Below are 20,295 nucleotides of genomic sequence, written 5' to 3'. Positions count from 1 at the left end.
ACATGGAAATGCCCCCGAAGTCTGGCGTCGTCGTCAGCGCTTCGGGGGCATTTTCTTTTCTGCGTACGGTCTTAGTGACCGAAGCGTCTGATGAGCAATTGCCCTGAGAACTCCCGATCGATGTCGCCTTGTTGACCGGGATTGAGGTTGCGACTCAGCCGCGCTTCCGCCTCCACCGTACTCGCATACTTCAACGACGCGACCGGATTGGCGGGTTGTCGATCCGCCACAATGACGCGTCCCCGGTTTTCGCCGACAACTGTAAAGGTGTGCCCGCTCAGCGCATTAGCCGATCCCAGATAGACGCTGGTTCCGGGGGGCCGGTGTTGCAATACGGTTTCTAGCGGAACATCGCCGTTCAAATCATAGACGACACGTGTCGCCCCGGTCAGGCGGCTCAACTCTTCGATCCTCGGCCGCACCTGCGTTCGCTGCTGCACTAAATAGCGCGTGAGGTCGTGGCACAGCGCCCCCGGGCACAGCCCTTCGTTATCTCTGACGCCTTGAATGAGTTGGGCGATATCGGTCACACCTTGGTCGCCATGTTCCGCGATCAGTTGCTGATAAAGCACGTTGTGATTGTGGGTGGTTCTGGCGATGACTTCCTGCTGAATTTCCTCATTGGTGCGCTCGCGGGTCGAAAGCCCGCCAAGCGCCAACGTTTCACCGTAGGCGGCCCGCGTCGTCGGAATGTCTTGTACGACGCCACGCGCGAGCGGCGGCCTCGCGACCCGCTGTTGGTTCTGTTGGCGGCGACGATAAATGCCGTAGCCGATACCCAGCAGTACGCCAACGCCGACCACCAGGCCGACGACACGCTGCACAGGCGCGGCATCGTCCGCCTTCTTCTGTACGCTCGCCCCGGGAGTATGCGTTGGCTCGCTGCCGCCACCCCCACTGCTGCCGGTGGTTGCACTCTCCACAAGCACGCGCTTCGCTTGCAGATCGTCGCCATTGAGCACGTCGGAGGCCGTCTTGATGTAGTGCGTGATTTCCTGACGCGCCTGCGGATCGGCCTGCACGTCCTTGGTGTCGAGCATTGCCGTGAGCGATCCGATGATCTCGCGCAACTCGGCATCGTAGGCATCCGCGCCTTCGACCTTGCGCTGAAGCACGGCTGGACGTGCCTTGTCGGCCATGCGCTGCACCTGTCGCTGCACACGCGCGTCGGGGCGGTTATTGGCGAGTTGAAAGACCGGTGTGCGTGCTCGTTGCACTGCGCCATGCGCATTCGTTGCAGCACTGGTTTTCGGTGGTTCGCGTTTCTCGGCATATCGGGGCATGGCTTCGATTCCTTATCATTGCGCCAGCATTCGGCGCACGGCTGCACATGACAGAAAACAGGAAAGCTACCGACCGATGCTGAGCCAATGTGCCCGGCGTGGCGGAAAAAGAACGGCTAAGTATAGCAATGCGCCGTGCTTCATGAACCGAGGTCATCCCAGCAGTTTCCACAGGGCGCTGGCCATAAAGATTGGCACGTGTGGCGTAGAAGATTCCAGCCCTGCACGTCTGGTGGGCTATCATGCCAGTCTTCTCCGCAGTTGGTCCTTATGATTTCCGTTCGCAATCTCACGCTGCGTCGCGGCGTAAACGTCGTGCTCGACAGCACATCCGTCACCTTCACCCCGGGCGAAAAGATTGGCCTTGTCGGCCGCAACGGCGCAGGCAAGTCGTCCTTTTTCGGCCTTCTCAATGGCACGCTGCACGAAGATAGCGGCGAGTTCTCGATCCCCGCTTCATGGAAGATGGGTCAGGTCGCGCAGGACATGCCCGAGACAGAGCAGGGAGCGACCGACTTCGTCGTCGAGGGTGACACCGTATTGCTGGCCGCGTACGCCGAAGTCGCCGCAGCCGAGGCTAGCGACGACGGCATGCGCATGGCGCATGCGTATATGAACCTCCATGACGCCGGTGCGCACGACGCCCCCGCCCGCGCCCAAGCGCTGATTCAGGGCCTCGGTTTCAGTGCCGCGCAACTCGATCAGCCGGTCAACAGCTTCTCCGGTGGCTGGCGCATGCGACTGCAACTGGCGCGCGCGCTCATGTGCCCGTCAGACCTGCTACTGCTCGATGAACCGACGAACCACCTCGACATCGACGCGCTGGTCTGGCTGGAGGGGTGGCTCAAACGCTACCAGGGAACGCTGGTAGTGATCAGCCACGACCGCGAATTTCTCGACGCGGTGACGCAAGTCACCGTGCACGTCGACAATGCCAAGCTCGTGCGCTATGGCGGCAACTACAGCAAGTTCGAAGACATGCGCGCCGAGCAACTCGTCTTGCAACAGGCAGCGATGGCCAAGCAGGTGGAAAAGATCGCCCACTTGCAGAAATTCATCGACCGTTTCAAGGCTCAGGCATCGAAGGCGAAACAGGCGCAGAGCCGGGTCAAGGCGCTCGAACGCATGGAGAAAGTGGCACCCGTGCTTGCCGAAGCGGAGTTCAACTTCGAGTTCAAGGAACCCCTCAACGTCCCGAACCCGCTGTTGTCGATGCTGGACGCAAGCTTTGGCTACCCTGCCCCGAGCGAAGCCCCTCCGGGCACACCGCCCACGGTCATCGTGCAAGGCATCAGCCGTTCCGTTCTGGCCGGGCAGCGCATCGGCATTTTGGGTGCCAACGGCCAAGGCAAGTCCACGCTAGTGAAGACAGTGGCGCACGCGCTGACGCCGATTGCTGGCGAAATCAGCGAAGGCAAGGGGCTGAACATCGGCTACTTCGCGCAGCAGGAACTGGACGTGCTGCGCCCGCTCGACACGCCGATGGAACACATGATTCGCCTCGCACGTGACACGCCGCCACAGATGCGTGCCCCAGGCCAGAGTGGCACCGAACAATCGCTTCGCACTTTCCTCGGCACGTTCAACTTTAGCGGCGACATGGTTCACCAAAAGGTGGGCACGATGAGCGGCGGCGAGAAGGCGAGACTCGTGCTGTGCATGATCGTGTGGCAGCGTCCTAACCTGCTGTTGCTTGACGAGCCTACCAACCACCTCGACCTGGCCACACGCGAAGCGCTGGCCGTGGCGCTCAACGAGTTCGAAGGCACGGTGATGCTGGTCAGCCACGACCGCGCGCTGCTGCGTGCCGTATGTGACGAGTTCTGGCTGGTCACGAACGGCGGCGTCGAACCCTTCGACGGCGATCTGGACGATTACCAGCAGTTCCTGCGCGACGAAGCACGTCGAATGCGCGAGCAGGTCAGCGCATAACGGTAGGCCGTTCGTGCTTATCAACCGCACGCGCGGCCCATTGCTCGGGCGTCATCACCAGCCGAAAACCGATATGCGACATCGGATTAAGCGGGTCGGTGCCGCGCCGTGCGCTCGTGCGGTAGCCGCTGCAATAGGTGTCGGTACAAAGAAATGAACCGCCGCGTGTGACGCGCTTCGGCGCGTTGGGCGGCGTCGCACCGTCATCGGGGTCGAAGCTCTCCAGCGGACCGCGCGGGTCGATGATTCGGCCGCCGCGTTTGGCCTGCATCGCGAAGTAATCAGCACCGTACCAATCCGCGACCCATTGCCAGACGTTGCCCGCCATGTCGTACAGCCCGTAACCATTCGGTGCAAAGCTGCCCACGGGGCGCGTGCCCACCTCGATCTTCGTGGTGCTGGTCATGGGAAACGGTTGCTTGTCGTCGTCCCAGATGTTGGCCATCGGCTTACCATCCGGCGTCTTTTTATCGCCCCATGCGTAGTCGGCTTGCGTCAGTCCGCCGCGCGCCGCGACTTCCCACTCGGCCTCTGTCGGCAGACGCTTCCCCACCCACGCGGCATATGCCGACGCATCGTCGTAAGACACCTGCACCACGGGATGATCGGCTTTGCCCGTCAGATCGCTGCCCGGCCCTTGCGGATGCCGCCAATTCGCGCCGGGCACGAAGCGCCACCACCGCGTGGCATCTTGTAGCGAGACCTGCCGATCCGTGCCGACGAACACCATCGCCCCCGGGACAAGCGTGCTCGCAGGCGGCTCCGGCGTACCCGGTGGCAACTGCACCTTCAGGTCATCCCAGCGCGGCGCGCGCTCGGCGGTTGTGACGTAACCGGTCGCGGCGACAAAGCGTTCGAACTCGGCATTGGTCACATCGTGCACATCCATCCAGAATCCGCTGACCGTCACGTCGTGTGCCGGGCGCTCGTTGCGCTCCGCGATCCGACTGTTTGTGCCCATGACAAAACGCTGCGCCGGAATCCATGCCATGCGCGCCGGGCCATCGCGGCCATCGCCGATACGCGGGACGACCGGGCCGGTGGGCGGCGTGTCGCCACGTGCCGACAACCACCCTCCCGCACCGGCGGCCAGCAGCACGCCGACGAGCGGCGCCAGCCACGCCACATTGATCGCCCTCACTCCGACAACCCCGGCGCAAGCACCACGCCGACGCGCGTCATGTACTCGCGCCATCCCTGCTTCAGGCGGGTCACGACATCGGGATGTTCGGCGCTGACGTCGCTCGTCTCGCCACGATCCGCCGACATGTCGTAGAGCTTCCAATCAGGCGGTCCAGACACGGGATGCGGCCCTTGCTTGAGCTGAACCGACAACAATTTCCAGCGGTTATCGCGGATGTACCGGTTACCGGCAAACTCCTCGCCGACCAGCGCATCGTCGGGCAAATGCGTGGCTTTGGTGCCGGTCAGCAACGGCAGTAACGACGTGCCGGTCATCGGATTGACCGCCTCGCCGCGATAGCGGCTGCCGGGGTTTGCGACGCCTGCCAACTGAAGGAACGTCGGCGCAAGATCGAGTACCGACGTCAGTTGCGAGGCCTGCCCCTGCGCGTCCCGCTGCCTTGGCATCCGCACGATCGCGGGCACGCTCACGCCCCCTTCCGCCGGATACCCCTTGAACAACCGGAACGGCGTCGCACTGACTTCGGCCCAACGCGTGCCCAACGCAATGTTCGAGCGTCGGCGGCCCAGATTCGCGTAACTGTTGTCGTTATCGGGACCGTCCGGATAAAACACATCCACGCGCTCTCCCGACGGGCCGTTATCCGATGCAAAAAACACAAAGGTGTTGTCGTATTGACCAGAGGCTTTCAGATAGTCGATGAGCCGCCCGATATTGGCATCGAGACTCTCGACCATCGCGGCGTACACCTCCATCTTCCGGGCTTCGACTTTGCGCTGATCAGGCGTCAATTGCTCCCACGCAGGGTTCGCCGGTGACACCGGCAATTGCGCGGCCGGTTTGAAATCGCGCGGCACGATGCCCAAGGCTTTCTGCCGCGCCAGGCGCTCGTTGCGGATGACGTCGTACCCGGCGTCATAACGGCCACGATAGTGATCGATGGTGTCGTCCGGCGCTTGCAGCGGCCAATGCGGCGCGGTGTAGGCGGCGTAGGCAAAAAACGGTTTGCCGTCAGCGCGATTGCGCTCGATGTAATTAATCAGCTTGTCGGTGTAGCCGGTGCTCGAATAGAAATTCTCGGGCAGCCGCACGATAGAACCATTCTCGCGATACGACGCACGATCCGCCGAAGTGATCTTGCCTGGCGTCGGCCCGAAATGCGCTGCGCCGCCTTGCAACAGGACGAACGACGATTCAAAGCCACGCGCCTGCGGACTTTGGCCCGGCGTGAGCCCGAGGTGCCATTTCCCAACCATATACGTGTGATAACCGCCATCGCGCAACAAGCTGGCAATCGAGAGCGAGCGTTCGTTGAGATAGCCCTCGTATCCGGGCTGTCCGACCTGATAAATCTGCAACGTCTCGGCCATCGTGCCCAGTCCGGACAAATGGTGATCGGCCCCCGAGAGCAACATGGCGCGTGTGGGCGAGCAACTGGGCGCGACGTGGAAGTTCGTCAGAATCCGGCCCGACGCGATGAGCGCATCGAGATTCGGCGTGCGGATTTCTCCACCGAATGCACCGACGTCGGAATACCCGAGGTCGTCGGCGAGAATCATCAAGATATTCGGGCGCTGCGCCGGAGCGGCCCATGCACTCGCGCTCAGGCAGGCTGCGACAGCATACGGCAACACCTTAAGCGCTTTGATCGCCCTAAGCGTGGCAGGCACCGCCGTGCGCATCGTCCGACCGCACCGGATCATTGAATCGTTCATCCTCAGGCTCCCCTCAGAAGGCATGACTGATGCCCAACGCCACGGCGCTCGTGTTCTCGCCGGGCAGCGGTGTCATATCGAATGCCAGCGCGTACCGGCTGTTGCCGCGATTGTTGATGCGCGCATAGCTTGCATAGAGTCGCGTGCGCTTCGACAGGCTGTGTTCGATACCGACATACAGCCCGGTCGCGTCGCCGTTCGAGCCGCCGCTCTCGTTGCGATTGACCAGCGACACCACGAGCTCGTCGGTGGCGGTGAATTGGTAGCGCCCGCCAAGTTGCCAGTCGAAGCCCTGCTGCGACGGCTTGCCTGTCGTGTAGATGCCTGAGTAACGGTGCACGGCCGCGGTGATCTTGTAATGCCCGTGAATCCAGTATTCGCCGACGAGCCACACGTCCTGCATGCTTTCGCCGGGCTTGGCGTTATTGAAGTTGTCGTAGACCAGCGATGCGAACCATGGCCCCGTCGAATAACGCAGCCCGGTACTGGTGCCCTGCCCGCTGGTTTTCCGCTCGCCGGTCTGAAGGTTTTCGCCCTGCTTGCCCAGCGACAGTGAGGAGATCACCTGAAAGCCGTTCCATTTCGGCGTTTCGTACTTGACGGTGTTGTTCTCGAGCCAGCGCTCGTACGAGGCGATGACGTTAGTGATGACGCTGTAATTACCGGTGTACGTGGGGTCGATCCGGCCGTAAGTGGTCGCCGACGTCACCCGCATGCGACCGAGCAACAGCCGACCGAAATCCCCCTTAAGCGCCACGTAAGTGTCACGCGCAGGCGGCACCGGCTGAGTACCGTTGTTCACGCGAAAACGCCATTCGAGTACCGCCTGCGCTTCGAGCGTGTCGGTAATTTTCTCGACATCGCGAAAGACGAAGCGCGATGTTTGCAGACCACCGCTTTGCATGCGGGGCGTGGTTTGGTTTTGGGCGCGGATGGTTTCGAAGTAGCTATCGACAACACCGGACAGCGTGGGTCCGGTTTGCGCGAAAGACGCGCCGGAACAATGCGCGAGAACCAGCGCAGTGCAAGCCTTCTTGTACATGTCTCCTCCTGTGCGAGCGCCGCCTTGTGGGTGTTGCGGGCAGCGTCAGGGCACGGCGGTCCGGTGGCCCGGCAACGTGTGTGCGGGGACCGGAGCGGTGTTCGTTCGTGTGGGATACCGCTGGGGCGACGCGGGGTAGCGTGCCCGCGAGGACTACTTGTTGAGGCTCATGACCCAAGCGGCAAAACGATCGGCCTCACCTTCGGCGAGCGCATTCGGCGGCATCGGGATCGAACCCCACTTGCCTTGGCTGCCTTCGAGAATGCTTTTCTTGATCTTCGCCAGCGCCGCCGGATCGTCGCGATACGACGCCGCAATCGCGCGAAACGCGGGGCCCACCTTCTTGTCGTTCATGTCGTGGCAAGCGCGGCAGGACTGTTCGCTGGCCGAAGGCGCAGCGGTTGCCGTATTCGTCAGCACGCCGAACATGCCGGACGCGCTCAGCGTGAGTGCAACGCTGAAGACAGCGCGGAATTTCATGGTGAACCCCTCAAAAAATGCGATCCCCCAACAGCGGAACCGCTGAATTGTGACTTTTTTATGTATACGTATCGTTACAAAAGAATACATTGTAAAAAAATAAAATACATATCACTCTTTCGGGATGCACATCATCGATTGGTTATAGCCAGGGGTTCCGTTTTCCGGGATCTCGGGCAAGATGCGGGATCCGCCATTTCTGCCGACCACGCGATGCTCCCTGTTCCCCCAATTGCCCCGATTGCCCCCTTCCCCGACGACGCCTGGAACGCATGGACACCCAACGATCTCGCGCAGCGATTGGGCGAGACGTCGGCTGACTGGTATGTCGTGGGGGGATGGGCGCTGGATCTGTGGCACGGAACGCAGACGCGTGAGCATGAGGATCTGGAGTTTTCCGTGCTGCCCGAGGACGTGAGTTACTTCCGGGAAGCGCTGGCGGAGCTGGTGTTCTTCACCGTACGCGATGGCGTGGTCGAGCACCTGCCTGCGTCGGAGCCTCCGGCGGCAGACATCACACAGTTATGGGGCGGGGATTTGGCTGAGCGTTGCTGGCGTGTCGACATGATGGTCGAGACGCAGGGCACGCGAGACACGTGGGTGTATAAGCGCGCGCCGTCACTGCGGCGTCATCGCGCCGAGATGGTTCGGCACACCGGTGACGGCGTGCCCTATCTGTGCCCAGCGGCGGTGCTGCTTTTCAAAGCTAAGCACCGCCGCGAGAAAGACGAACGCGATTTCCGTCTTGCATTACCTAAACTGCTGCCGTCCGAGAGAGACGATCTGCGGCAATGGCTAGAGACACTGCATCCGGGGCACGACTGGCTTCAGGCACTATAAGCGCCCTCACCTGCGCACGGCCTGCGGGCATCACGCGTATTGCGCGAGTCCGTGACCGAACGACCAGTTTTCCTTCGCGACCTCGACAAGACTGATAAACACATCGTCGGGCCGCACACCGGGGCGCTCGCCTAGCAAATCGACCAAGCGTCGGTAAAACGCCTTCTTTTGCTCCAGCGTTCGCGTGTTGTTGGCGGTGATCTGAATAAACATCACGTCGTCGCTACGCGAAACGCCCTGATAGGTCGGGTCGTACCGGAAGTTGGCGGCGTCATGTTCCCTGATGGTCATGAACTGATCGTTCTCGGGCACGTTAAACGTTTCGCGCATGGCCTGATAAACGCTGTCGAAAATAGCCTGACGGTACGCTTCCGGCTTTCCTGCACGAAGGGAAATGCTGACGAGTGGCATGTCTTGGCTCCTGTGAAATGAGCGGTGGGAACAACGTCAGATTATCTATTTTGATATGCTATCGCCAATTATTTCATTGATAAGCATTGGATATGATTGGACGCCCGCTGGACCTCGATGCCGTAGACGCTTTCGTGCGGATTGCCGAGTTTGGCAGTTTCACGCGGGCCGCCGAAGCGATGCTGACCACGCAGGCCGCCGTGAGCCTCAAGCTCAAGCGGCTGGAAGACCGGCTGGGCTTTCGTCTGTTCGAGCGCACGCCCCGGTATGTTGAGCTTTCCGTGCAAGGCGCGGCGTTTCTGGAGCATGCGCGTGAATTGCTTAAGGTGCACGACCGGGCGCTGTCGTCGGTCGCGGGCACACGTCAGCGTCTGACGATCGGTATCAGCGACCACGTCGCTGGCCCGGAATTACCCGCCCTGATCGCGCGCATGAACGCGCAAGACCCGAAGCTGTTGATTGAAATACGCATCGGCTCGTCTTGCGATCTGCTTCAGAGCTTTGACCGCCGCGAATTCGATACCGTGATCGTGCGCCTGCACGACGGACGCAGCGATGGCGAAGTGCTCGCGGAAGAGAAATTCGGCTGGTTTGCTGCGCCCAGTTGGCAGCATCGGAGCGACGAGCCACTGCCGGTGGCGACACTGGCCGAGCCGTGCGGTGTGCGCGTGATGGCTGGCAAGATGCTCGATGCGGCTGGTGTGCCTTGGACGGAGATATTCGTGGGCGGTGGTGTGGCTGCCGTCACGGCGGCCGTCATGGCCGGATTGGGCGTCGCCGCGCTGGCGCCGCGCATGCTGCCGTTCGGTGCGATCGATGTCGGCCCGCGCCTCGGGTTGCCCGATTTGCCGCGCTTACCGGTGCTATTGCACACGCGCATCAAAGATGGCCCTGCCCGCGAAACCATCGCTGCGCTATCGGCAGCCTTCCGCGCGGCGGTAAGGGGCTGATTGCGGCGGTAGTCGTGGATAGCGGGCGCCAGTAGAATTAGCCACCTTTCTCACGTCACCGTCCGGCTGCCGACACCTATGCGAACCCTCCTTGCCTCTGCCCTGCTCTGCGCACCGTTGCTCGCGCACGCCGATTGCCAAGACAACTTCAAGGCATGGGCGCAGACGTTGCAGCCCGGCCGCACGGTCGATGCCGATGTCGCCGCTTGCAAGGTTTGGCCTGCGAACCCCGCGCAAACGCTAGCTATCCTGCCGCTGCCGCAAAAGGGCAGCACAGATGACGACAAGGTTTATGACGTGGAAGTGCTGGTAGCCGATAGCCAGACGGGCAAGATCATTGCGCACAGTTTCGAGCGCTCGGCGATCACGTCGGATGCCGTGCAACTGCGCAGCCTCTCGCTCGACACAGCCCCTTGGCGTCTCACGCCGCAGGTGCTCGCCTTCGGTGTTCGCGCGACCTATGAAGGGTCGTCGCGCGTGAATCCGTATTCGCAGACCACGCTGAGCTTGTATGTTGTCGATGGCGCGAAGCTGCGCAAGGTCGTCAACAATCTGTCCACGCAGCAAGGCGGCGGCGAGTGGGATGGCAACTGCGCGGGCAGCTTCTCCGACACGTCGCGCGCTGTCTCCGTCGGCCCGGAAGGGAAAGTCGGTTACGCTAAGTTGATCGTCAGCGAGAAGACCGTCACCACGACGAACAAGCCCTCGCGCAACGACTGCGCGAGCAAAGAGAGCACGTCGAAAAGCGCCAACGTCACGCTTGAGTACGACGGCGCGCAGTACCACGTGCCGAAAGCGCTCTCCGGCAGTTGACCGCTGATAGCGCCGCCCGCCCTCTCACTCAGCCGTCGGCAGCACGTCCCCGAACGGGCTCGGCACGGCGTCGGGAATGCGGCGCACAGCAAAGCCCGCAGAGGTATCTGGCCCCCAGTTGAGCACGATCTTCATCCCCGTGGTCGACACCACCGGCTTGTTGATAATGGCCGAAATCAGGCCGCCACCGCGCCCGAAGCTGAGCGGGTGTCCATCGAGGCTTCTGACGATAAACATCACCGGCCCACGCGGCTGCGGCACCTGACAGCGAATGACTTCGCTGGCGCCCGGCTTGTCGCTCTGGGCAAAGCTGTTGGCGATCCGATCACCGGGATATCCGCAATTCAGATACGTGAAGTCTTGCCAATAGTTACCGTTCGTCAATCGAACGTTCGCGAAGGCAATACCGCTTTTGTCACGCACGAAGCGCACGTCGATCTGCGTGAGTTCAAGCGCTTTGGGTGCCGCCTGATCCACCACTTCGTACGATCCCGACAGCCCGGCCAGCGTCTCGGGCGACGACGGGACATTGGCGCAGCCCGTGATCGTCAATGCCAGTGCACAGACTGCCGCCAGCGCGATGTGTTTGTGTTGTCTCATTTCTTTTGTGTGTAGATTTGCGTGGGCGTGTAGTACGAGATCGCCGAAGCCGAGAAAATGACGCCGCGAATGGACTTCCCTTCCGGTACGCCCGCCGTCTTGATGAACTCGAAGGCTTTTGCCGCGCCATCAGGCTCGATCCCGGTGGCATCGTCGTTCACCATGGCAATGCCGACGAGACGCTTGTCCTCGGTCAGTTGCACTTGTTTAACACTGCCAAACGACGTGAATGCCACCTGCGAAACGCCCTTGAACGGAATCGTCATGAGGTTTTCGTACTTGGCGGCGAAGGGGTTCCACGACGCCAGATAGACAGCGTCCTTCGTCAGCGCGAAGACGCACATCTTATCTAGCCCCACGTTGTTGTCCGGCGTCGAGACATACACCTGGCAGCGCCCTTGCTGCACCACCTCGCCCGTTACGCCAGGCATGTCGCGCTTAAGCGTCTCGGCAAAGGTCGTCCGATCGTAAAAGACCAGTCCCCTGCCGAGGGGCACGATGGTCGTGGACGTGCAGGCGCTCACCAATAAGGCCGCCGCTAATGCAGAAGCAAGTTTGAAGCGAAGCATTGCCGATGTCTCCGTGAACATTTGTATCGCCCACTCGTTATCGGCAATGCCACGTCAGAACTTAGGGTCGGCGTCGAAAGCCTCTTAGATTTGATAGCTTCGAGGTGCTGAATATCACAACTGTCCGATGTTCAGCCACTTGATGCACGGATGATCGCCGGGCACCGTCAGTGGCACGACGGTATGCGCGAGACGCAAGCCTCGGGCGGCATTCGCGAACCAGACAACGGCATCTTGCGTCTCGCGATTGGCCAACACGACCGCGCGAAACCCCGGGCTGTTCCCCCAGTGAAAGCCGCATCCCTGCTCGATCTCGATGCCCCAGCCCAATCCCCAGCCGACCGCCGGATCGATGGGGAATTCACCGCGCAAATCCTCGACTTCGACCTGTCGCGTGTTGACCCTCGGCACAAACCAGGCCATGTGACTCGTGTCGGACAACCCTCGGCCAGCGAGCGCCGCCTGAACGAACGCGATGTAGTCGGACGCCGTCGTGAGCAGCGACCACGAGGCCTGCGCCTCGGTCAATCGACGTTTCAATGCAGGCGTGCCGTCCAACTCATGCCCCTGCGCGTGATTGTCGGCAAAGCGATCTTGCCAATGCAGGCTTGAGCGAAGCATGCCGAGAGGCTCAAACACGCGGCGGCGCGCGAGCGTTTCCAGCGATGCGCCACTCACCGCCTCCATCGCCCGTTGAAGCCATGCGAACGCGCTGCTGCCATAGCTGAAGCGCTCGCCGGGCGTGAAGTAGGTACGAAGCGGTGCGTCGCTACGAACGATGTTCGGTAAACCGCTGGTGTGGGTGAGGACGTGGAACGCCGTGATGCGGTGCGAGCGTGGATCTTCCGGGACGTATTCGCCGCAGATATCGACGAGGGGGCGATGCAAATCCAACCGCCCTTCGTCGACCAGTTGCAAGGCAATGTAGGCAACGAGCGGCTTGGTGAGCGAGGCAGCTTCGAACACCGTCTGCGCATCGACGGGCGCGCCGTCGTGAGCACCCCGAATGCCTGCATAGCACTCGATGTGCCGCTCGCCTGCGCGCAAGGTCGCTAACGAGACGCCCGGGATCGCTCCGTCCGATGTGACCTGCGCAAGAAATTTGTCGAGATCCATCGGCGGCACCACGGGAAAGACTTTTGGGGAAAGTGATTCTACAGAATGCGCCGCATGGCGCAGCGCCGGTCTTCCGGCAACCCGCCCGCCACTTCGTCCACCAAGACTCGCTTGAGCCTTGCGCTCAATTCGGTTGACGGGATTGTCGCGAACCCTAGACGCTCGTAGAACGGCCCATTCCAAGGCACGTCGCGAAACGTCGTGAGGGTGAGCGCCGCCAGTCCCGTGCGTGCCGCGTAGTCGCTTGCCGCTGCCATCAGCGCACGGCCAAGGCCGCGCCCTTGCCAATCGCGATGCACCGACATTTCCCACACGTGAAGTTCGTCGCCCGCGACTTCGGCATCGAGAAAACCGACCGGCGTATCGTTTTCGTCAACGCCGACCCACGCCGCGCCCTTCTCGATAAACGCCCGGTGACGCTCGACCGGCATCCCTTCACCGTCCGCGAGCCACGCAAGCTCAGGAAACCGACGGAATACCTGCCCCGCGTCGCGGTCGATGGTGGGCAGCGCCTCGGCGTCGGCAAGCGTCGCCGGGCGCACCTTCACGACGGTGATTGACGACGCCGATGGCGTCACCGACAACGTCAAACCACGACCTCTTGCGGCGCCATTTCAGTGCCGTACGACGTTGCCCAACGAACATCCGCATCGGGTGCCGCCACGGTCGGTTTGCACACGCCAGCCGTCTCGTCGAGCCCTTGCAGCAGCGGGCAGCGCTCAAACAGTTCGGCGATGAAGTCGACAAATACGCGAACTTTAGGCGACAAATGGCGATTATGCGGATAGACCGCCGAAATCGGCATGGGCGGCGGTTTCCATTGATGGAGAATCTCCACCAGTTGCCCCGATTGCAGATACGGCAGCGCCATAAAGCGCGCCAACTGCACCGTGCCGAAGCCCGACAGCCCCAGTTGCAGATACGCCTCGGCATCGTTCACCGCTACCGAGCCTTGCATTTGGACGTCGACTTCCTTGCCATCGACGAGAAACTGCTCGTCCATGACCCGACCCGTGCGGCTCGAGAAGTAATGCACGGCCGTGTGCCGTTGCAGATCCTCGAGCGTATGCGGCATGCCCATGCGTTCGAGATACGTCGGCGACGCACACGTCACGCTCTGGAACAGCCCCACGCGCCGCGCCACCAGACTCGAATCCTGCAACGTGCCCACGCGCAGCACGCAGTCCACCCCTTCCTGAATCAGATCGACAGGCTTGTCGCCCATGCCGACCATCAGTTCGATTTCGGGATAGCGATCATGAAATTCGCACAGTGCCGGTAACACCACGAGCTTGCCGAGCGAGCCCGGCATGTCGACGCGCAACTTGCCACGCACGCGCTGGCTGCTCTCTCGGAACGACGATTCCGTCTCTTCGATGTCGGCGAGGATGCGCAGACAGCGCTCGTAATACGCCGCGCCGTCGGGGGTGAGGTTGAGCCGCCGGGTCGTGCGCTGCAACAGCCGCGTGCCCAGATGCGCCTCGAGATTTTGGATGATGGTGGTCACGGAAGTGCGCGGCATGCCGAGATTGTCGGCAGCGCGCGAGAAGCTGTTCGCTTCGACCACCCGCGTAAAGACCTGCATCGCTTGCAAGCGATCCATGATGTTTTCCCCAGTGAAAACGCTGTTGCACTGGTCAAGCCGACGTTTTCGCGCCAATCGCAAAAATATAAGCATATTGGTCGGCGGCATAAGCCAATAACCACAAGGCAGGCGCCGATTAGTCGAACTGACCGAACAGTGTTGCCAAATTATAGGCGTTTATCCCAATGTGCGTGGCCTCTAGACTTCGCTCCATCGAAAGTCACCAGAGGGGCGTCGCTCACGCGAGCCCGAAGCCAATATGTCTGCTAACGCCAAGTCGCAATCGGGCCACGCCAGCCAAACCAGCGACGGACTGCGCATCGAAGATGTCAGCATTGCCGGCCATGTCGGCCCGCTGACGCTGCGCCTGTACCGTCCGGTGGCGAAGCCCGGGAAGTCGGCGAAAGCTGCGAAAGATAGCCATCCTGCCCAGACGGGCGAGCCCGGCGTCGTCGTGCCGCTAGAAGCGCACCTGCCCACCGTGTTGTATTTCCACGGCGGCGGCTTTTGCACGGGCACGCTCGACGACGGCGACGCCGCCGCCCGTTACCTCGCCACGCACGTGCCTGCGCTGGTGGTGTCGGTCGCCTATTCGCTGGCCCCCGAATTCCCGTTTCCCGCTGCGCCGGAAGACGCTTGGTGCGCTGCCCTCTGGGTGCAACGCCACGCCCGCCGCTATGGTGCCAGCCCGCGCCGTCTGGCAGTGGCCGGTCACGACTCGGGCGGCAACATCGCCACGTCGCTCACGATGATTGCCCGCGACCGCGGCGAAGTCACGATCTCGGCGCAAGCCCTGCTCGCCCCGCTGCTCGACCCGAGCATGACGCGCCTAGCCAACGCCCGCACGCCCAGCGACATCGAAGCGAGCGAATGCGCCAAGTGCTATCGCGCCTACCTGCCGCATGCCACGCAGCGCTTGCATCCGTATGCCGCGCCGCTCGAATCGCGTCGCCTGGGGGGCTTGCCGCCCACGCTGATCGCCTCTGCCGAACACGACCTGCTCCACGTCGAAGCTGAAAAATACGCTGCCGAACTCATCGCGGCCGGCGTGCCGACGCAAGTCACGCGCCATTTGAGCGCGTCCCATCACGGCCTGGCCGCCTTGCCCGCTGCACTACGCGAGGTAGCCGCCTTCCTGACACGCCGGCTGGCACCGCCTGCCGCTGGCTCTACCCAGTGAGTCCATCCGTTCCGGAGATTTCAATAATGACCACCCTCGCTCGCAAACCCGTCATCATCGCCGCCGCCGCTACGTTGGCGCTCTTGGCTATCGGCACGCTCACTGTCGTGCGTGTCGATGCCAGCACGCCGCCGGCCGCCCAAGTCATGCCGACTGTCGAAGTCGACGTTGCCAGCGTGATCTCGCGCACGGTGACCGACTGGCAAAGCTATTCCGGCCGCCTCGACGCCGTGGATCGCGTCGATATCAAGCCGCTCGTGTCAGGCACCATCACCGCCGTTCATTTCAAGGACGGCCAGCTCGTGAAGAAGGGCGACGCGCTCTTCACCATCGACCCGCGCCCGTATGCGGCGGAAGTCGATCGCGCCGAAGCGCAACTGGCTTCGGCACAAGCGCGCGACGTCTTCACCAGCACCGACCTCGCCCGTGCCAACCGACTGATCGCGGATAACGCCATCGCGAAGAAGGACTTCGATCAGAAGGAAAACGCGGCACGTGAAGCCGTCGCCAACGTGAAGGCCGCGCGCGCCGCACTGGAAACCGCACGCATCAACCTCGGCTACACGCAGATCGTGGCGCCGGTGGCCGGACGCGTCTCGCGTGCGGAAATCACCGTGGGCAACACCGTGTCGGCGGGCGCGCAATCGCCTGCGCTGACCACGGTGGTGTCGGTCTCGCCGATCTACGCCTCGTTCGATGTGGATGAACAGACGTACCTGCGCTACCTCTCGCGCGACACGGCCAAAACCAGCAGCGTGCCGGTCGATCTCGGTCTCGCCAACGAGTCGGGCTTCTCGCGTAAAGGCACGGTGTACTCGGTCGATAACCGCTTCGACACCACGTCGGGCACGATCCGCGTGCGCGCTCGCTTCGACAACGCCGATGGCGCGCTCGTCCCGGGCCTGTATGCACGCATTCGCGTCGGTGGCGGCGAGCCGCACCCGGCGCTGTTGATCGACGAAGCCGCCGTCGGCACCGACCAGAGCAAGAAGTTCGTGCTGGTGGTCGACAACGCCAACAAGGTGCAGTACCGCGACGTGCAGTTGGGTGAGCGCCATGGCGGGCTCGTCGAGATTGCCGGTGGTCTGAAGGAAGGCGAGCGCATTGTCGTCAACGGTCTGCAACGCGTGCGCCCGGGCGACCCGGTCACGCCGAAGGCCGTGAAGATGGCTGGCGACACCGGCGACGCGCACGACATCGTGGCACCGGCCCTGGCCGCCAACCCGGCCAGCGCAGTGAACGCCGCCCCGCAGACGACTTCGCAGAACGACGCCAAAGCCCCGGCGAAGGCCGCGGCGGCGAATTCAGCCGCGCATTCAGCCGCTCAACCGGCCGCTAAATCGGCTTCGGCCGACACGACGGCGAAGCGCTCGTAATGCTGACTTGGCTGACTTGGCACCGTCACGAATTACACGCTGAACGACACCACAGAGTTTCGTAATGAACATCTCAAAATTCTTTATCGACCGACCTATCTTCGCAGGGGTGCTCTCGGTCATCACGCTGCTGGCAGGCTTAATCGCCGTGTTCCAGCTGCCGATTTCGGAATACCCGGAAGTGGTACCGCCGTCGGTCGTCGTGCACGCCCAGTATCCCGGCGCCAACCCGAAGGTGATCGCTGAGACGGTGGCTTCGCCGCTCGAAGAGCAGATCAACGGTGTGGAAAACATGCTGTACATGCAGTCGCAAGCCAACAGCGACGGCAACCTGACCACGACCGTGACCTTCCGTCTGGGCACCGACCCCGACAAGGCGCAGCAGCTCGTGCAAAACCGTGTCTCGCAAGCGCTGCCGCGCCTGCCGGACGACGTGCAGCGCCTTGGCGTGACGACCATCAAGTCGTCGCCGACGCTCACGATGGTGGTGCACCTGATCTCGCCGAACGATCGCTACGACATGACCTACCTGCGCAACTACGCGCTCATCAACGTCAAGGATCGCCTCTCGCGTATCAAGGGCGTCGGTGAAGTGCAGTTGTGGGGCGCAGGCGACTACTCGATGCGTGTCTGGCTCGACCCGGCGAAGGTTGCCCAGCGCGGCCTCACGGCTTCGGACGTGGTGAAGGCGATTCGCGAGCAGAACGTGCAGGTAGCTGCCGGTGTGATCGGCGCAACCCCTGCTGGCCCGAATACCCCGCTGCAACTGAACGTGAATGCGCGTGGCCGACTGAATACGGAAGAAGAGTTCCGCGACATCATCCTGAAGACCTCGCCTGACGGTGCGGTGACGCATCTGGGCGATGTGGCCCGCGTGCAGCTCGACGCGTCGTCGTACAGCCTGCGCTCGTTGCTCGACAACAAGCCCGCCGTGGGTCTGGGTATCAACCAATCGCCGGGTGCGAACTCGCTGCAAATCTCGGACGACGTCCGCGCAGCGATGGCCGATCTGCAAAAAGATATGCCGCCGGGCGTGGAATACCGCATCGAGTACGACCCGACGCAGTTCGTGCGTTCGTCGATCTCGGCCGTGGTGCACACGCTGCTCGAAGCGATTGCGCTGGTGGTGCTGGTGGTGATCGTGTTCCTGCAAACGTGGCGTGCGTCGATCATCCCGCTGCTCGCGGTGCCGGTGTCGATCGTCGGTACGTTCGCCCTGCTGCTCGGCTTCGGCTATTCGATCAACGCGTTGTCGTTGTTCGGGATGGTGCTCGCGATCGGTATCGTGGTGGACGATGCGATCGTGGTGGTGGAAAACGTCGAGCGGAATATTGCGGCCGGACTCTCACCGAAGGAAGCGACGTATCAGGCCATGCGGGAAGTGAGCGGTCCGATTATCGCGATTGCGCTCACGCTCGTGGCCGTGTTCGTACCGCTGGCTTTCATGTCGGGTCTGACGGGTCAGTTCTATAAGCAGTTCGCCATGACCATCGCCATCTCGACGGTGATCTCGGCCTTCAACTCGCTGACGCTCTCGCCGGCCATGGCCGCCCTGCTGCTCAAGGACCATCACGCTAAGCCCGATTGGCTGACGCGTCAGATGAACCGTTATCTCGGTGGCTTCTTTGGTGCGTTCAACCGCGTCTTCCATCGCGGCTCGGAGAAGTACGGTCAGGGTGTGACCCGCGTGATCGGTCGCAAGGCCGTCATGATGGCGCTCTTCGCGGTACTGATCGGCATCACGGTATTGCTCGGCAAGGTGGTCCCGGGTGGCTTCGTGCCCGCGCAGGACAAGGAGTATCTGATCGCGTTTGCCCAGTTGCCCAACGGCGCGTCGCTCGATCGCACCGACAAGGTGATCCGCGATATGTCGGAAATCGCACTGAAGACGCCTGGTGTGAAGAGCGCTGTGTCGTTCCCGGGGATGTCCGTCAACGGCTTCACCAACTCGTCGTCGGCAGGCATCGTGTTCGTCACGCTCAAGCCGTTCGACCAGCGTAAGGACAAGTCGCTGTCGGCCGGTGCGATCGCCGCGAAGTTGAATGCGGAGTACCAGAAGAACAAGGACTCGTTCATCGCCGTGTTCCCGCCCCCGCCGGTGATGGGCCTGGGTACGCTCGGCGGCTTCAAGCTGCAAGTGGAAGACCGTGGCGCGCTCGGCTACGAAGCCCTCAACGATGCAACGCAAGCGTTCATCAAGAAGGCCTCGCAGACGAAGGAACTGGGCCCGACGTTCTCGTCGTACCAGATCAACGTGCCGCAACTGAACGTGGATCTCGACCGCATCAAAGCCAAGCAGCTCGGCGTGCCGATCACCGACGTGTTCGACACCATGCAGATTTACCTCGGCTCGCTGTACGTGAACGACTTCAACAAGTTCGGCCGCGTGTATCAAGTGCGAGTGCAAGCCGACGCGCCGTTCCGTGCTCACGCCGACGATATCGGTCTGCTCAAGACGCGTAACAGCTCGGGTGACATGGTGCCGCTGTCGTCGCTGGTGAAGGTCACGCCGACGTACGGCCCGGAAATGGTGGTGCGCTACAACGGCTACACGGCGGCTGACATCAACGGTGGTCCGGCTCCGGGTTACTCGTCGGGTCAGGCACAGGCTGCGGTCGAGAAGATTGCTGCTGAAACCCTGCCGCGCGGTGTGAAGTTCGAATGGACCGACCTGACGTATCAGCAAATTCTGGCGGGCGACTCGGCGCTGTGGGTGTTCCCGATCTCGGTGCTGCTGGTGTTCCTGGTGCTCGCTGCGCAGTACGAGAGCCTGACGCTGCCGCTGGCCGTGATCATGATCGTGCCGATGAGCATCATGTCTGCGCTGTTCGGTGTGTGGCTGACGGGCGGAGATAACAACATCTTCACGCAGATCGGTTTGATGGTGCTGGTGGGGTTGTCGGCGAAGAACGCGATTCTGATCGTGGAATTTGCGCGGGAACTGGAAATGCAAGGCCGCTCGGCCGTGGCTGCGGCAATTGAAGCCAGCCGCCTGCGTCTGCGCCCGATTTTGATGACGTCTATCGCGTTCATCATGGGTGTGGTGCCGCTGGTGATGTCGACCGGCGCGGGTTCGGAAATGCGTCATGCCATGGGTGTGGCCGTGTTCTTCGGCATGATCGGCGTGACCGGGTTCGGTCTGGTGCTGACGCCGGTGTTCTACGTGCTGCTGCGTACGCTGGCTGGCAAGAAGCCGCTGCATAGTGCGCACGCGTCGACCATGCCCACCAACGTCAAGGCCGAAGTCTGAAGGATGCCA

Annotated in this window: 18 protein-coding genes; 7 read left to right on the top strand and 11 right to left on the bottom strand. The window is 62.2% G+C overall.

The window, feature by feature from the left end:
- Positions 1–71: 71 nt before the first annotated feature.
- A complete protein-coding gene (locus tag PPN31114_RS01555; protein WP_150677744.1) occupies positions 72–1,283 on the bottom strand; it encodes a hypothetical protein in 1,212 nt (403 codons plus the stop codon).
- 270 nt (positions 1,284–1,553) lie between these two features.
- Here PPN31114_RS01555 and PPN31114_RS01550 point away from each other — a divergent pair, with 270 nt between their 5' ends.
- On the top strand, positions 1,554–3,215 hold the full coding sequence (locus PPN31114_RS01550; protein WP_150677743.1) for an ABC-F family ATP-binding cassette domain-containing protein: 1,662 nt from the start codon (positions 1,554–1,556) through the stop codon (positions 3,213–3,215).
- On the opposite strand, the gene PPN31114_RS01545 is transcribed toward PPN31114_RS01550, so the two are convergent.
- The 4 genes from PPN31114_RS01545 to PPN31114_RS01530 all read right to left on the bottom strand — a co-directional run bounded on the left by PPN31114_RS01545 (position 3,205) and on the right by PPN31114_RS01530 (position 7,596).
- Positions 3,205–4,356, bottom strand: a complete 1,152-nt coding sequence (locus tag PPN31114_RS01545; RefSeq protein ID WP_246182358.1) for a formylglycine-generating enzyme family protein — start codon at positions 4,354–4,356, stop codon at positions 3,205–3,207. The genes PPN31114_RS01550 and PPN31114_RS01545 overlap by 11 nt on opposite strands.
- The gene (locus PPN31114_RS01540; RefSeq protein WP_246182357.1) at positions 4,353–6,074 is read right to left on the bottom strand and encodes an arylsulfatase; all 1,722 of its coding nucleotides are present in this window, start codon (positions 6,072–6,074) and stop codon (positions 4,353–4,355) included. Before PPN31114_RS01540 ends, PPN31114_RS01545 begins: the two co-directional genes overlap by 4 nt.
- A 13-nt stretch (positions 6,075–6,087) precedes the next feature.
- Positions 6,088–7,116 (bottom strand): porin, encoded by a 1,029-nt coding sequence (locus tag PPN31114_RS01535; protein WP_150677741.1) that lies wholly within the window; start codon positions 7,114–7,116, stop codon positions 6,088–6,090.
- Positions 7,117–7,269: 153 nt separating this feature from the next.
- A complete protein-coding gene (locus PPN31114_RS01530; RefSeq protein WP_174987552.1) occupies positions 7,270–7,596 on the bottom strand; it encodes a c-type cytochrome in 327 nt (108 codons plus the stop codon).
- A gap of 213 nt (positions 7,597–7,809) precedes the next feature.
- Here PPN31114_RS01530 and PPN31114_RS01525 point away from each other — a divergent pair, with 213 nt between their 5' ends.
- Positions 7,810–8,436, top strand: coding sequence for a nucleotidyltransferase domain-containing protein (locus tag PPN31114_RS01525; protein ID WP_150677740.1), 627 nt, complete (start codon positions 7,810–7,812; stop codon positions 8,434–8,436).
- A 30-nt stretch (positions 8,437–8,466) separates the two neighbouring features.
- On the opposite strand, the gene PPN31114_RS01520 is transcribed toward PPN31114_RS01525, so the two are convergent.
- Positions 8,467–8,847 carry a tautomerase family protein gene (locus PPN31114_RS01520; protein WP_150677739.1) on the bottom strand — a complete coding sequence of 127 codons (381 nt, stop codon included), beginning with the start codon at positions 8,845–8,847 and terminating at the stop codon, positions 8,467–8,469.
- A 92-nt stretch (positions 8,848–8,939) separates the two neighbouring features.
- On the opposite strand from PPN31114_RS01520, the gene PPN31114_RS01515 reads away from it, so the two are divergent.
- Both PPN31114_RS01515 and PPN31114_RS01510 read left to right on the top strand, forming a co-directional pair.
- Positions 8,940–9,797 (top strand): LysR family transcriptional regulator, encoded by an 858-nt coding sequence (locus tag PPN31114_RS01515; RefSeq protein WP_150677738.1) that lies wholly within the window; start codon positions 8,940–8,942, stop codon positions 9,795–9,797.
- 78 nt (positions 9,798–9,875) lie between these two features.
- Positions 9,876–10,610: a PA3715 family protein gene (locus PPN31114_RS01510; protein WP_150677737.1), complete on the top strand. Its 735-nt coding sequence runs from the start codon at positions 9,876–9,878 to the stop codon at positions 10,608–10,610.
- 24 nt (positions 10,611–10,634) lie between these two features.
- On the opposite strand, the gene PPN31114_RS01505 is transcribed toward PPN31114_RS01510, so the two are convergent.
- The 5 genes from PPN31114_RS01505 to PPN31114_RS01485 all read right to left on the bottom strand — a co-directional run bounded on the left by PPN31114_RS01505 (position 10,635) and on the right by PPN31114_RS01485 (position 14,498).
- A complete protein-coding gene (locus PPN31114_RS01505) occupies positions 10,635–11,210 on the bottom strand; it encodes a hypothetical protein (RefSeq protein WP_150677736.1) in 576 nt (191 codons plus the stop codon).
- Complete coding sequence (locus PPN31114_RS01500) at positions 11,207–11,779, bottom strand: hypothetical protein (protein WP_150677735.1); 573 nt, start codon at positions 11,777–11,779, stop codon at positions 11,207–11,209. Before PPN31114_RS01500 ends, PPN31114_RS01505 begins: the two co-directional genes overlap by 4 nt.
- 114 nt (positions 11,780–11,893) lie before the next feature.
- Complete coding sequence (locus PPN31114_RS01495; RefSeq protein ID WP_150677734.1) at positions 11,894–12,895, bottom strand: serine hydrolase domain-containing protein; 1,002 nt, start codon at positions 12,893–12,895, stop codon at positions 11,894–11,896.
- Between the two features lie 38 nt (positions 12,896–12,933).
- The gene (locus tag PPN31114_RS01490; RefSeq protein WP_246182356.1) at positions 12,934–13,485 is read right to left on the bottom strand and encodes a GNAT family N-acetyltransferase; all 552 of its coding nucleotides are present in this window, start codon (positions 13,483–13,485) and stop codon (positions 12,934–12,936) included.
- Positions 13,482–14,498, bottom strand: coding sequence for a LysR family transcriptional regulator (locus PPN31114_RS01485; RefSeq protein ID WP_150677733.1), 1,017 nt, complete (start codon positions 14,496–14,498; stop codon positions 13,482–13,484). The genes PPN31114_RS01490 and PPN31114_RS01485 overlap by 4 nt, the downstream gene beginning before the upstream one ends.
- 241 nt (positions 14,499–14,739) lie before the next feature.
- Between PPN31114_RS01485 and PPN31114_RS01480 the strand changes: the two genes are divergently transcribed.
- From PPN31114_RS01480 to PPN31114_RS01470, 3 genes are all read left to right on the top strand, one after another.
- Positions 14,740–15,660, top strand: coding sequence for an alpha/beta hydrolase (locus PPN31114_RS01480; RefSeq protein ID WP_150677732.1), 921 nt, complete (start codon positions 14,740–14,742; stop codon positions 15,658–15,660).
- Positions 15,661–15,686: 26 nt separating this feature from the next.
- Positions 15,687–17,036, top strand: coding sequence for an efflux RND transporter periplasmic adaptor subunit (locus PPN31114_RS01475; RefSeq protein ID WP_150677731.1), 1,350 nt, complete (start codon positions 15,687–15,689; stop codon positions 17,034–17,036).
- Between the two features lie 64 nt (positions 17,037–17,100).
- Entirely contained in the window at positions 17,101–20,286 is a 3,186-nt protein-coding gene (locus PPN31114_RS01470; protein WP_150677730.1) for an efflux RND transporter permease subunit, read from the top strand.
- Positions 20,287–20,295: the final 9 nt, after the last annotated feature.

The organism is Pandoraea pneumonica (assembly GCF_902459645.1).
Lineage (GTDB): Bacteria > Pseudomonadota > Gammaproteobacteria > Burkholderiales > Burkholderiaceae > Pandoraea > Pandoraea pneumonica.
Note: the sequence above shows the minus strand (reverse complement) of the source record. Positions and strands in the feature narration are given on the sequence as shown.